Below are 13,442 nucleotides of genomic sequence, written 5' to 3' on the forward strand. Positions count from 1 at the left end.
TCGTGAGCAGGAAACCGACTATCGTGCTGGTGCACGGGGCCTTCGCTGACGGCAGCGGGTTCCGCACGGTCGCTGAGCGGCTGGTCGCCGCCGGCTATCCGGTAGCCGTCGCACCGAATCCGCTGCGAGGGCTCGCCTTCGACGCGGCGCAGGTGCGGGCGCTGCTGGACAGCATCGACGGGCCGATCGTGCTGGTCGGGCACTCGTACGGCGGTGCGGTCATCTCCGCGGCCGCCGCCGGAAACACGAACGTGAAGGTACTGGTCTACCTGGCGGCGTTCGTGCCCGAGGCGGGCGAGAGCGTACAGGCGCTGGTCGAGAAGTTCCCGGGCAGCACCGTGGGAGAGTCCCTGAAACCGGTGCCGCTGCCCGGCGGCCAGGTCGACCTCTACATCGACCCGAGGGTGTTCCACGCGCACTTCGCGGCCGACCTGCCGGCCGGGGAAGCCGCGATCCTGGCGATCACGCAGCGCCCGGCCACCGGTGCCGCCCTCGGCGAGCCGGCCTCAGGCCCGCAGGCATGGCACACGATCCCGACCTACCACCTGATCAGCGGCGCGGACCGGATCATCCCACCAGCGGCGCAGCACTTCATGGCCCAGCGCTCAGGCGCCACCGTCGAGGTGGTCGAAGGCGCCTCGCACCTGGTGTTCGTCTCACACCCGGCCATCACGGTGGCCCTCATCGACAAGGCGGCGACCGAATATGCGTAAGAACGACAACGCGATGAGCTGGGGCCTACGCATCCACGTCCTCTGCTACCTCGCCGGCAACCTGATCCAGGTCCTCGTGTGGTGGCTGTTCACTCCGGAACAACACTTCTGGCCCATCTGGTCGATCCTGGGCTGGGGTGCCGGGCTGGTGGCCCACATCTGGGCGGTCCGTGCGACGTCCCGCCGGTCAGAACGCCTGGGCGAGCCGGCGGACCGCCTCCCGTAGCTCCTGCGGGGTGCGGTCGCTGTAGGCGAACCGCAGATGCCGGGCCGAGGACCGCTGCCGCGGGTCCGCGGCGAAGAACTCTCCCTGCTGGTAGACGACACCGTTGGCGGCCGCCCGCCGAAACAGGGCCGCCGGGTCGAGGCCGTCGTCGGTGAGCCGCGGCCACAGGAACAGGCCGCCCTCGGGGGCCTGGATCTCGAAGGCGCCCGGGAGGTGTTCGTGCAGGGCGTCGACCAGTACACCCGCGCGTTCCCGGTACAGGGCGGTGGCGTCACCCACCATCCGGTCGAACCACTGGTTATCGCCGGTGACCAGCCGTTCGACGATTCCCTGGGTCACCGAGGACGTATGCACGTCGAGGCGGTTGCGCAGCCGGATCACCGGGTCCACCAGGTGCGCGGGCAGTACCAGCCAGCCCACGCGCCAGCCGGGGCCGAGGGTTTTGGTGAAGGTGTTGACGTGGATCGCCCGATCCGAGTCGTTGAAGACCGCCACCCCCTGGTCCCGGCCGGCGAACCGCAGCTCACGGTACGGGTTGTCCACGATCACGTAGAACCCGTGCCGCTCGGCGAGCTCGATGAGTGCCTGCCGCTTGGCGGCTGACAGGCTGACCTGGGCCGGATTGTGGAAGTCAGGCACGGTGTAGGCCGCGGCGATCCGCTCACCCGCGGCCAGCCTTCGGGCGAGATGTTCGACGTCGAAGCCGTCGGCCTCGACCGGTACCGGCAGGATCCCCGTCGTCGAGACCTCCAGGGCCCACAGAAAGCCCGGGAATACCGGGTCATCGACGGCGACCGTGGCGCCGCGTTCGACGACGGTCAGCACCGACAGGCTGAGGCCGTGCATGCCACCATTGGTCACCACGATCCGGCCCGGGTCGACACCTTCGCGGTTCGCGATCCAGTCCCGCAACGCGGCGAACCCGTGCGCCGGCGAGTACTGCAGGCTCGCGATCGCGGCGTCGGGGTCCTGCCACAGCTGCGCCGACGCCCGGGCGATCGCCTCCACCGGCAGCGCCTCGGGTGCGGGGATGCCGCCGAGCAGACGGATCGCCTTGACGGCGGGTGCGGTCAGGCTGGCGTCGACGAAACCCTTCGGCGCCGACAGCCCGCGGGCCAGAGTGGACAGTCGATCCCCGGTGGCCGTCAACGGCCCTCCTCATCGAGTTCGGCGAGCAATCGTCCGGCACGTCGCGCGAACAGGTGGGCGCCACACGCGGTGGATTGGGTGTACGCCTGCTCGGCGGCGGCCCGAACCGCGGTGACGGGTTCACCACGAGCCTGCGACAGGCGCGCCCTGAGCAGCAGAAGCAGTCCTTCGGCGTAACGCTGGCCGTAATCCCAGAGCGCCCGGTCCGCGCGGTCGAGGGCGGCTGCCGCCCGCTCCGGCAGCCCGGCGGCCAGCCACATCTCCGCGATCAGCCCGTACTGGTAGGCGATACCCCACTGCGGCGGATCGAGCAGGCTGGCGACCAGGAGCTCCTCGGCCTCGGCCGCGGCACCGGCCGGATCGTCGCCGGTGAGGGCCCGGGCCCAGCACCAGTTCTGCCGGACGTAGTGGTCGATCTGGGAACGCAGGCGGGCCAGGCCGGCGGAGACCCACCGTTCGCCGGCACGTCGTGCCACGGCGGCGTCACCGGCCATCGAGGCGATCATCGTCGTGTAGTAGACCCAGACCGAGGCCGCGTACGGATCACCCGGGCTGTCCCAGGTATCGACGAACGCCAGCGCCGTCTCGACATCACCGTGCAACGCCGTCGTCACGGCCCGCCATCCGGGCCCTTCCCCGGGAATGCTGCCGTCGCGCCGCAGCGGTGTTTCCTCGTCCGGTGCGACAGCGGCGCCGTCCTGCTCGGTGAACGACCGGTACGCCTCACCGATATTGCCGATGTCCCACTGATGCAGGCCCCACGCCTGCCGGCCGTAACGCCGGATGGCCGGATCGGAGGACCCCTGCCCCTGCTCGCGCATCCGGCGGGCCAGCCGCCCGCGTTCCTTCTCCATCGACGTGAAGGCGCCCATCAGCCGGATGAAGAGGAAGTCGGCGGCCTCCGCCTCCCGGCCCAGGGTGTGTGCCAGGTATTCGGCCCGCTCCAGCAGGTCGAATGTCGAGGCGTCGTAGCCCGAATGCCTCCGCACCACGATCGCGAGCAGCGTGAGGGCGGCCAGCTCCAGCTGCGGCAGACCCGAGGTCCGGGCGACCCGCACGGCCGAACGTAGCTGCCGATCAGCGGCCTCGAACGCGAGCTTGTTCGCCGCGCAGCGCCCGGCCCGGATCAGCGCCTGCGCGGTGCGGCCGGGATCGGCGAGCGGACCGGCTGCCCACAGGTGGTAGGCCAGGCGTTCCGCGGCGGCCTCGTCGTCGGCGTGGATCTGCTCGAGCGCATCCGCGACACTCAGATGCAGCCGGGTGGCCCGCTGCTTGGTCGTCGTCTCGGAGACCGACTCGCGAACCAGGTCGTGGGCGAAACGCAGCGACGACGGATCCTCCGGCCCGGGTTCGAGCAGCCCGAGAGCCTGCAGCGGCTCCAGACGATCCAGGCAGTCCGCGATCTGCACACCGGCGGCGCGAGACAGCAGCCGCAGGTCGATGTCACGGCCGATGAGCGCGGCGACATGCAGCAGGTCGCGGGCGCGGTCGTCGAGGCCGGTCATCCGGTCACGGACGACATCGCGCACAGTGGACGGAACCCTCGCCGGTGCGTCCGGGCCCCCGTCGCCAAGCGCGCCCGCCTCGCTGAGCAGCCGGGACAGCTCCCGAACGAAGAACGGATTACCGGCGGTACGGGCATGGACAGCACTGGCGACACCGTCACCGGGATCGAGGCCGGCCTCGTGACGGATCAGTTCGGCCACGTCGCCCAGACCGAGCGGGCCGAGCCGGAACCGGCGATGGCCGGGCAGCCGGCTGGCCGCGGCCAGCACCTGCGAGAGCTCCGGGCTCAGCACGGGTGCGCGGTCACGGAGCGCACCGATGATCGCGGTGCCGTGCGGCAGCCGGACCGCCAAATGGGCGAGCAACTGCAGCGAAGCCATGTCGGCCCACTGGAGGTCATCGAGTATCAGCAGAGTCGGTCGCTGCGCCGATGCCTGACCGACAAGAGCGACGACCTGCTCGAACAACCGGAAGCGGGCGTTGCCGTCGGGAACCGCCCGGGTGGCGTCGTTTCCCGGCTCGAGGAGGATCCCGAGCTCGCTGGCCAGCCACTTCTCCCGCGCCGGGGCGGGCAGGCTCCCGACGATTGTGCCCAGCGCCTGCTCCCACGGCCACATCGACGGTGTGCCGTCGCCCTCCAGGCACCAACCCCAGACGACGAGCGCACTGTCGCGGGCCGCCCCGGCGGCGGCCTCCTCCAGCAGGCGCGTCTTGCCGACGCCCGGTTCTCCCTCGACGATGCCGATCGCGGTGCGGCCGGCGATCGCACTCTCCACAGCGCGTCGCAACACAGCCAGTTCCTCGACCCGGCCGACAAGGAAGGGTGCCGCCGGGGCCCGTACCCGGTCATCGTCACCAACCGGAAACGGTGACGGCAGCGCCAGCACCCGCCGATGTGCGGCCTCCAGAGCCGGACCGGGGTCGATGCCCAGCTCGTCGGCGAGGCGGTCGCGGACCCCGCGGAACACCGCCAGCGCCTCCGCCTGGCGTCCGGCGGCGCCGAGAACGCCGACGAGACCGGCCTGCACAGGTTCGTGGAACGGCGCCATCGACGCTGCCAACTGCAGAGCCGGGAGTACCCGCTCCGGCCGGCCCGCCGACACGGCCAACTCGGCCGCTTCCGTGCACGCGTCGTAGAACTCGTCATCGAGCGCGGCGAAGACGGCGGCCGCCGCCGTCCCGTCGGCGATGCCGTTGCCTGCCGGGCCGTGCCAGAGCCGGAGCGCATCGACATAGTGATCGAGCGCCGCCTCCGGATGACCCTGGGCCAGAGCCGTCCTGGCCACTTCGACGTGTTCCCGGAAGGCGACGAGATCCAGCGTGCCCGGACCGGCGGTGAACAGATAGGAGTTGCCGCGACGGTGCAGGAAAAACCCGGTGCCACGGGCGGGAAGCAGCGGCTCCAGGATCCGCCGCAACGCCCCGACGTACTTCTGGATGACATTCAGGGCGCTGGCCGGGACGTCATCGCCCCAGATCAGGTCGATCAGCTCGCTCGTGCTGGTCGGCCTGCCGACCCGGGCCAGCAGCAGAGCCAACAGGAAAGCCTGCTGCCGGGGGCCGGCGTCCAGCTCGGCACCGTCGCGCCACAGGCGCAACGCCCCGAGCACCTGCAGAAACACCGAAGAACGGCCAGCGGAGGGATCCTCGTCGCCGGGCCGGACGGAAGGGACAGGTACCGCCAAACTTCTCGAACCCCGTGTGACCTATGTGGACGAGCTGGATCCTACCCCGCCCGTAGGTCGGCGCCGCCACACCGAGATGGCGCGCGAAACAATGCGCCGAGATCATGTACGGCAACGTGCGAACCCTTCGGAAAGGCGGCCATGACCGACGTCCGACTCCCCCTCCGCGCGCTCGGCCCGTTCGCCACCGGCTCGATCGGCATGGGCATCTGGGTCACCGTGCCGGGCCTGTTCCTGCTGTACTTCCTGACCGACGTCCTAGCCGTACCACCGCTCGCGGCCGGCCTCGTGATCCTGGTGCCCAACATCATCGACGTCGTGCTGCACCCGTGGGTGGGCCGGCTCTCCGACACCGACCTGGCCCGCCGCGGCCACCGGCGGCGACTGATGTTCACCGGCTGCCTGGTGGTGCTCGCCTTCGTGGCCCTGTTCGCGGTGCCGGCCGGCCTGCGCGGAATCCCCGCCGCCGTCTGGGTCGCGGTCGTCTTCGTGGCCGGCAACCTGCTCTACTCCTGCTACCAGGTGCCCTATCTGGCCACGCCTGCCGACCTCGACATCGGATACCACGAACGGACCCGCCTCATGGGCTACCGCAACGTGGTCATCACGATCGGCGTCCTGCTCAGCGGCGTGACCGCACCCCTGCTCACCGGCGACGATCCCGGCGTCGGCGACTACACGCTGATGGCCCTGATCCTCGGCGCGGCCATGCTGGTGGCGATGGTGGCCGGCATCACCGGCGTAACCCGCCTCAAGCAGGCCGCGCCCGGCACCCCACCCGAGCCCGGACACCGCACCGGCCTGCTGGTAGCACTACGCGACCGGCAGTTCCGCGCGCTGACCGCCTCGTACCTGACCGTGGCAATCACCATGAACCTGGTGCTCGCCGGCATGCCCTACTTCGCCAAGTATGAACTGGGCCGCGCCACCCTCACCACCGTGCTCGTCGCGGCGTTCATGGCGCCGGCCGTCCTGGCCACACCACTCTGGGTACTGGTAGCCCGTCGCATCGGCAAACAACGCGGCCTGCTCGCCGCCCAAGCCGGATTCGTAGCCGGCTCGCTCGTGCTGGCACTGGGCAGCGCCGCGGGCCTGCCCGTCCTCATCGGAGCCGTGGCGGTGCTAGGCATGGCGTTCGCTGCCATGCAGCTGATGCCGCTGTCGATGGTGCCCGACGTCATCGCCGCCTCCGGCCCCGGCGGCACCGCACGCGCCGGCAGCTACACCGGCCTGTGGACCGCCGCGGAAGCCACCGGCGGCGCGCTGGGCCCGTACGCGTACTCGGCCTGCCTGGCCCTGGGCGGGTTCGTCGCCAGCACCGCGGACGAGCAGACCACCCAGTCCCCCGGCGCGCTGGCCGCCGTCCGTTACGGCTTCACCCTGGTGCCGGCCGCGCTCATGACGGTCGCCATCATGCTGCAACGGCGATACACCCTCGACAACACCGCCAACACAGGCTCCAGCGGGCTTGGCCTACGGGACCATTCGATGCAAACGGTACTGCCCGGAGAACCGTCAGATGCCACCTGACCAGCGGTTTTGTGATCGCGCAACCCCGTCTCCTTCCCCAGCGCCGCCGCCCGCCCGTGACGGCATGTCGCCACGCCCTGCGCGCCTCCCGCCGAATGCACATGGTGGGCTCTTTCCGCGTCCGTCCGCCGCCAGATCAGCCCGGCACGGCGTGTCGCCACGCCCTGCGCGCCGATCAAGGGCGAACGCACGCGGTTGGATCTCTTCTCCGCGTGCATTCGCCCTTGATCCATGCAATTGCCCTTGATCGGCGCGGAAAGGGAAGCGCGGAGAGCCGCGGCACCGCGCGGAGAGGGGCAGCGCGGAGAGGGGCAGCGCGGAGACGCTCGGTCGCGGGGCAGGCTTGATCGGCGCGGAGAGGGGGCAGCGCGGACGTGGCGGAGAGTCGGGACCGGCCGATGCGGCGAAGGCTGCGGGCGGGTCGGGTGGAGTGGGCCTGCACGGCGCGCGAGCGTGCGAGGATGGCGGTCGTGGGAATCGTGACGCCCGGCTTTCGCGGCCGGCCCCGCTCGTCCGGGCCCGAACTGCCGCCCGGGCAGTATCTGACAGAGGACTTCCCGGTGCTTTCCGCCGGCCCGACGCCGCGGGTGCTGACCGACCGGTGGGAGTTTGTCATCAGCACCGAGGCCGGCCAGGAGTACCGGTGGAGTTGGGCCGAGCTGATGGCCCTGCCCAGCGAGACGCCGACCGTCGACATCCACTGTGTCACCAAGTGGTCCAAGTTTGGCACCGCTTGGCAGGGCGTGTCTCTCGACACTTTAATGTCCGATGTGGACACGGCGGCGGACTTCGCGCTCGTGCACTCGTACGGCGGCTACACTACCAACCTGCCCCTGGAAGATCTGCTCAACGGGCAGGCGTGGATCGCGTACCGGTACGACGGCGCCGACCTCGCCCCCGAGCATGGCGGCCCGGCGCGGTTGCTGGTGCCGCACCTGTACTTCTGGAAGTCCGCCAAGTGGGTGCGCGGCATCCAGCTCCTGCTCGACGACGAGCCCGGCTTCTGGGAAAGCGCCGGCTACCACGACTACGGTGACCCATGGCGCGAACAGCGCTACCAGGGCGACTGACGTGGCGGGTCGCGCGGCTGATCGAGGCGCGCGACGAGACGCCCACCGCCCGCACCCTCGTGCTCGACGTGCCCGGCTGGCCCGGCCACCTCGCCGGCCAGCACGTCGACGTGCGGCTGACCGCTGACGACGGATACACGGCTCAGCGCAGCTACTCTATCGCCGCGCCCGCCGACGGAGACCGCGTCGAGCTGACCGTCCAACGTGTACCGGACGGCGAGGTTTCCCCGTACCTGACAGAGGTTTTCTCGAAGGGTGACCCGGTCGAGATGCGCGGCCCGGTCGGTGGCTGGTTCGTCTGGCGGCCCGCGGACACCGCGCCGGTGCTGCTGGTGGCCGGCGGTTCGGGCATTGTGCCGCTGATGGCGATGGTGCGGGCCCGGCGGGCGGCCGGCAGTCGGGTGCCGTTCCGGCTCATCTACTCGGTGCGCACACCGTCCGATGTGTACTATGCCGACGAGCTACGGCGCCGCGCTCGCGACGACGGCGGGCTGGACGTCACCTACGCGTACACGCGAGCCGTGCCGGAGGGCTGGCGGGAGCCGCCGCGCCGGCTTGGTGTCGCGGCCGTCAACACCGCGGGCTGGCCGCCCGATCTGGAACCGGCCTGCTTCGTCTGCGGCCCTACCGGCTTCGTCGAGGCCGTCGCCGACATCCTCGTCGCGCTCGGTCACGACCCCCGCCGCGTCCGCACCGAACGCTTCGGCCCGACGGCAGGCCCCGCGGAAAGCCCGACGGCCAGCACCGCGGAAAGCCCGGAAGCGAACCCCGCCAGCGCCGCGAAACGCCCGACCGCGAGCCCCACCGAAGGCCCGACAGCAGAGCCCGCGCCAGGGCCCAAGGAGGCTAGACCATGACAGATCTCTATACCGACGGCAACGCGCTCGCCGGGCCGCTGCGGGAGATATTCGCGGTCGACGTCACGGCCGCGACCAGCCAGTGCGCGTCGTGCGGCCAGGCCGGGCCGGTGGCGACCCTGCGCGTGTACGACCACGCGCCCGGGCTCGTCGCGCGCTGTCCGGGCTGCGAGGAGGTGGTGCTGCGCCTGGTGCGCGGCCCGTCGGCGGCGTGGCTCGACATGCGCGGCGCCGTCTTCCTGCGCGTGCCGCTGTGACGGCGACTCGCCCGGCGGGGCCGCTGCTCGGCGCGGGACGGGAAGCGGACGTGTTCGCCATCGATGAGGCGCGCGTGCTCCGCCGGTACCGGAATGGCGGTGACGTGACCGCGGAGGCCGCCGTGATGGCCCATGTCGGCGGCCTAGGGTATCCGGTGCCGCGCGTCTTCGAGGCGCGCGGCGCCGACATGGTGCTGGAGCGGCTGTCTGGCGGGACGATGCTGGCCGCGTTTCAGGATGGCGCGTTGGGGCTCGACGAGGGCGCCGGGATGCTCGCCGACCTGCACCGTCGCCTGCACGCCCTGCCGCCGCGGCTCGGCCGGCGGCCGGACGACCGCGTCATCCACCTCGACCTGCACCCCGAAAACGTCATTGTCACGCCCACCGGCCCGGTCGTCATCGACTGGCGCAACGGCACCGAGGGGCCGGCAGACCTCGACGTCGCGGCGACCGCCGTGATCCTGGCGCAGGCGGCGCTCGACCCCGCGCTCGGTCTCGCGGATCTCGCCCGCGCGCTGCTCACCGGGTTCCTCGGCCGGTTGGGCGCGGTGCCGCAAGACGCGCTGGACGCCGCGATCGCGCGCCGGGCGTGCGACCCCACCATGGGCATCGCGGAGCTCGACCGCCTGCCGGCGGTCGCGGCGCTGATCCGCGTGGCATGCTGAGGCATTCGCGGCGTCGGCAGAGAGGGCGGAGCCAGGGTGGAGCGCAGGCTGGAAGGGAAGGTCGCGCTGGTCACCGGCGCGAGCAGGGGCATCGGGTACGCGGTCGCGGAGCGCCTGGTCGCCGAGGGCGCCCGGGTGTGCGTGACCGCGCGTAAGCCCGATCCGCTCGCGGCGGCGGTGGACACGCTCGGCGGTTCCGGTCAGGCGATCGGGGTGGCCGGCAAGGCCGACGATCCCGAGCACCAGGCGGCGGCGGTGGCGGCGACGGTCGAGGCGTTCGGCGGGCTCGACATCCTGGTCAACAACACCGGCATCAACCCGGTGTTCGGGCGGCTGGTCGACACCGAGGCGGCCGCGCTGCGCAAGATCTTCGAGGTGAACACGATCGCGGCCATCACCTGGACCAAGCTGGCCACGACGGCGGGGCTCGGCGAGCGGGAGGGCGCGGCGGTCGTCAACATGGCCTCCATCGCCGGCTTCGGCGTCACACCGGGTCTCGGCGCCTACGGCGCCAGCAAGGCCGCGCTCATGCACGTGACGGGCCAGCTCGCCGCCGAGCTCGCTCCGGCGGTACGCGTCAACGCGGTCGCGCCGGCCGTGGTGAAGACCGTCTTCGCCGCCGCCCTGTACGAGGGCCGGGAGGACCAGATCGCCGCCGGCTACCCGCTGGGGCGCCTCGGCGTACCGGCCGATGTGGCGGGCGCGGTCGCGTTCCTGGTGTCGGCCGACGCATCCTGGATCACCGGCCAGACCCTGGTCCTCGACGGTGGGAGGACCCTGCTCGGAGGTCTCGAGTGACCCTTCCGGGGCTCGATCTCGGGAAGCTGCGGGAATACCTCGGCAGCGGCGAGCTGACCGCCGAGGTGATCGCCGGCGGCAAGTCCAACCTGACCTACCTCGTGCGCGAGGGCGACCGCACCTTCGTGCTGCGGCGGCCGCCGCTCGGCCACGTGCTCAGCACCGCGCACGACATGGCCCGGGAGTACCGGGTGCTGACCGCCCTCGCCCCCACGGCCGTACCGGTCCCCCGCACGCTCAGACTGTGCACCGACCCGGACGTGCTCGGTGCGCCGTTCTATCTGATGGAGCACGTCGACGGCGTCGTCTACCGCTCCGCGAGGCAGACCGCCCAGCTCGGCGCCGAGCGGGCGCGCACCCTCGCCTTCACGCTCATCGACGTGCTCGCCGACCTGCACGACGTCGACCCCGGCGCGGTGGGCCTGTCGGACTTCGGGCGCCCCGACGGGTTCATGGCCCGCCAGGTACGCCGGTGGAAGAGCCAGCTCGACGCCTCCCGCAGCCGCGACCTGCCCGGCGCACAGGAGCTGCACGACCGGCTCGCCGCGAGCGTGCCCGCTCCTGCGGGCGCCGGCGTCGTGCACGGCGACTACCGGCTCGACAACGTCATCGTCGGCACCGACGGCAGGGTCGCCGCGGTGCTCGACTGGGAGATGGCCACGCTGGGCGACCCGCTCGCCGACCTGGGCCTGCTGCTCGTGTACTGGGACGGCCTCACCGAGTTCGCCGGAAGCATGGTGTCCACGGCGATCCACCCGGACGCCGGGTTCCCGACTGGGCGCGAGATGGCCGCCCGGTACGCCGAGCGCCGCGGCGCTGACCTGTCCACACTGGACTGGTACGTGGCGTTCGGCTATTTCAAGCTCGCGGTCATCGCGGAGGGCATCCACTACCGGTACACGAAGGGCCAGACGGTCGGCGCCGGCTTCGACCACATCGGCGAACTGGTGCCACCGCTGCTGGCGCGCGGCCACGCCACATTGGAGTGACAATGGACTTCGCGTACGACGCCGAGACCGAGGAGCTGCGCGGGCGGCTGCTGTCCTTCATGGACGAGCACGTCTATCCGGCCGAGCCGGTCTTCGCCGAGCAGGCCGCCGCTGGTCCACAGTGGACCACGCCGCCGATCGTCGAGGAGCTGAAGGCGCACGCCCGCCGCGCCGGCCTGTGGAACCTCTTCCTGCCAAAGGTCAGCGGCCTCGGCAACGCCCAGTACGCACCGCTGGCCGAGATCACCGGTCGCAGCCCGTACCTGGCGCCCGAGGCGCTCAACTGCGCCGCCCCCGACACGGGCAACATGGAGCTGCTGGCGGAGTTCGGCACGGCGTCCCAACGGGAGCGGTGGCTGGAGCCGCTGCTGGACGGGACGATCCGGTCCGCGTTCTGCATGACCGAGCCCGACGTGGCCTCGTCCGACGCCACCAACATCGCCACCCGCATCACCCCGGACGGCGACCACTACGTCGTCGACGGGCGCAAGTGGTGGTCCAGCGGCGCCATGAACCCGCGCTGCGAGATCTTCATCGTCATGGGCAAGACCGACCCAGCCGGCCCGCGCCACCGCCAGCAGAGCATGATCCTGGTGCCCCGCGACACGCCCGGCGTGGAGGTGCGCCGCGGCATGACCGTGTTCGGGTACACGGACGGCCCACACGGCGGTCATGCCGAGGTGGTGTTCGAGGCTGTCCGCGTACCAAAAGAGAATGTGATCGGTGCGGAGGGCGACGGATTCGCGATCGCTCAGGCCCGTCTCGGGCCTGGGCGCATTCACCATTGCATGCGGTTGGTCGGCATGGCCGAGCGCGGCCTGGAGCTGATGTGCCGGCGCGCCAACGAGCGGGTGGCCTTCGGCCGCCCGATCGGGCAGCACGGTGTGGTCGCCGACTGGATCGCCGAGTCGCGCGTGCGCATCGAGCAGGCCCGCCTGCTGGTACTGAAGACGGCCTGGCTGATGGACACGGTGGGCAACAGGGGCGCGCACACCGAGATCCAGGCCATCAAGATCGCGGTACCGCAGATGGCCGAGTGGGTGCTCGACAAGGCGATCCAGGCGCACGGCGCCGCCGGGGTGAGCCAGGACTTCCCGCTCGCCCAGTTGTGGACGGCGGCGCGCACGCTGCGGCTGGCCGATGGGCCGGACGAGGTGCACCGCTCATCCCTTGCGCGCAAGGAGCTGGGCAGATACCCGACACCACAAACGTGAGGAGAGACCTACTCTGGTTCACAGGTGACCATGCTCGAAGGGGGCGGCGTGTCGCAGTGGACCTCGATCGAACGAGGCATACCGGGTTCGCGTTCCGCGACGGCACCGGATCGGAGGCTGCCCAGGGGCCGCCACGACCTGCCGCGCGAGTTCGTCGCCCGCACCCAGCGCGACCGTCTCATCGACGCGATGGCCCGCACGGTGGCCGAAAAGGGATACGCCAACACGTCCCTGGGTGACGTGTGCGCCGCCGCCGGCGTGTCGACACGCGCGTACTACCAGCACTTCGTCGACAAGGAGACGTGTTTCCTGGCAGCGTTCGAGCTGGGCGTCGAGCTGATGCAGAAGAGCGTCGCCACCTCGTACGGCCAGCCCGGCCGGTGGCCCGAACGCATGCGTCGCGGCCTCGGCACGCTGCTGCACATCCTGGCCGCCGAGCCCGCGTTCGCGGCGCTGGCCGTGGTCGAGGTGCTGGCCGCCGGGCCGCGCGCGCTCGCCTGCCGGCGCGCCCTGCTGGCCAGCTACATCGACTTCTTCGCCGCCGCGCCGCGCCGGGCGGGCCAGCCCGAGGTGCCGCAGGTGGCGGTCGAGGCCATCATCGCGGGCATCTACGGCGTCATCTTCGACCACGTCTCGACGGGCCGCACGGCGGAACTCCCCGACCGGCTGCCGGCGCTGACGTACGTGGTCCTGGCACCGTTCATCGGCCCGAAAGCCGCCGCGACGGCAGCCGGCTTGTCGTGATCAGGGCGTCCCTCAAGTCGCTCTAGCGACTTGAGGGAC

The 13,442-nt window shown here is 71.4% G+C and carries 12 protein-coding genes and 1 pseudogene; 11 read left to right on the forward strand and 2 right to left on the reverse strand.

Going from position 1 to position 13,442, the window contains the following annotated elements; all coding sequences use genetic code 11:
- The first annotated feature begins 2 nt into the window (after window positions 1-2).
- On the forward strand, window positions 3-713 hold the full coding sequence (locus tag QMG73_RS22640) for an alpha/beta fold hydrolase (protein WP_281898758.1): 711 nt from the start codon (window positions 3-5) through the stop codon (window positions 711-713).
- On the forward strand, window positions 706-939 hold the full coding sequence (locus QMG73_RS22645) for a 2TM domain-containing protein (protein ID WP_281898759.1): 234 nt from the start codon (window positions 706-708) through the stop codon (window positions 937-939). Before QMG73_RS22640 ends, QMG73_RS22645 begins: the two co-directional genes overlap by 8 nt.
- Here QMG73_RS22645 and QMG73_RS22650 read toward each other — a convergent pair.
- Both QMG73_RS22650 and QMG73_RS22655 read right to left on the reverse strand, forming a co-directional pair.
- Entirely contained in the window at window positions 901-2,088 is a 1,188-nt protein-coding gene (locus QMG73_RS22650) for an aminotransferase-like domain-containing protein (protein WP_281898760.1), read from the reverse strand. The two genes, QMG73_RS22645 and QMG73_RS22650, sit on opposite strands and share 39 nt — an antisense overlap.
- Window positions 2,085-5,216: a BTAD domain-containing putative transcriptional regulator gene (locus tag QMG73_RS22655; protein ID WP_281898762.1), complete on the reverse strand. Its 3,132-nt coding sequence runs from the start codon at window positions 5,214-5,216 to the stop codon at window positions 2,085-2,087. Before QMG73_RS22655 ends, QMG73_RS22650 begins: the two co-directional genes overlap by 4 nt.
- 204 nt (window positions 5,217-5,420) lie before the next feature.
- Here QMG73_RS22655 and QMG73_RS22660 point away from each other — a divergent pair, with 204 nt between their 5' ends.
- From QMG73_RS22660 to QMG73_RS22700, 9 genes and pseudogenes are all read left to right on the forward strand, one after another.
- Complete coding sequence (locus tag QMG73_RS22660) at window positions 5,421-6,809, forward strand: MFS transporter (RefSeq protein ID WP_281898764.1); 1,389 nt, start codon at window positions 5,421-5,423, stop codon at window positions 6,807-6,809.
- Between the two features lie 479 nt (window positions 6,810-7,288).
- Window positions 7,289-7,879: a sulfite oxidase-like oxidoreductase gene (locus tag QMG73_RS22665; protein WP_281898782.1), complete on the forward strand. Its 591-nt coding sequence runs from the start codon at window positions 7,289-7,291 to the stop codon at window positions 7,877-7,879.
- A pseudogene (locus tag QMG73_RS22670) lies at window positions 7,849-8,592 on the forward strand (ferredoxin reductase); the annotation flags it as partial. The gene QMG73_RS22665 and the pseudogene QMG73_RS22670, both read left to right, overlap by 31 nt.
- Before the next feature lie 140 nt (window positions 8,593-8,732).
- On the forward strand, window positions 8,733-8,993 hold the full coding sequence (locus QMG73_RS22675) for a DUF6510 family protein (RefSeq protein ID WP_281898766.1): 261 nt from the start codon (window positions 8,733-8,735) through the stop codon (window positions 8,991-8,993).
- Window positions 8,990-9,658, forward strand: coding sequence for a phosphotransferase (locus tag QMG73_RS22680; RefSeq protein WP_281898768.1), 669 nt, complete (start codon window positions 8,990-8,992; stop codon window positions 9,656-9,658). Before QMG73_RS22675 ends, QMG73_RS22680 begins: the two co-directional genes overlap by 4 nt.
- Window positions 9,659-9,694: 36 nt before the next feature.
- The gene (locus QMG73_RS22685; RefSeq protein WP_281898770.1) at window positions 9,695-10,456 is read left to right on the forward strand and encodes an SDR family oxidoreductase; all 762 of its coding nucleotides are present in this window, start codon (window positions 9,695-9,697) and stop codon (window positions 10,454-10,456) included.
- Window positions 10,453-11,445: a phosphotransferase family protein gene (locus QMG73_RS22690; protein ID WP_281898772.1), complete on the forward strand. Its 993-nt coding sequence runs from the start codon at window positions 10,453-10,455 to the stop codon at window positions 11,443-11,445. The genes QMG73_RS22685 and QMG73_RS22690 overlap by 4 nt, the downstream gene beginning before the upstream one ends.
- A 2-nt stretch (window positions 11,446-11,447) precedes the next feature.
- A complete protein-coding gene (locus QMG73_RS22695; RefSeq protein ID WP_281898773.1) occupies window positions 11,448-12,659 on the forward strand; it encodes an acyl-CoA dehydrogenase family protein in 1,212 nt (403 codons plus the stop codon).
- Between the two features lie 30 nt (window positions 12,660-12,689).
- Complete coding sequence (locus QMG73_RS22700) at window positions 12,690-13,403, forward strand: TetR/AcrR family transcriptional regulator (RefSeq protein ID WP_281898783.1); 714 nt, start codon at window positions 12,690-12,692, stop codon at window positions 13,401-13,403.
- Window positions 13,404-13,442 lie beyond the last annotated feature (39 nt).

This window comes from Phytohabitans aurantiacus, from assembly GCF_027923225.1.
GTDB classification, from domain to species: Bacteria; Actinomycetota; Actinomycetes; order Mycobacteriales; family Micromonosporaceae; genus Phytohabitans; species Phytohabitans aurantiacus.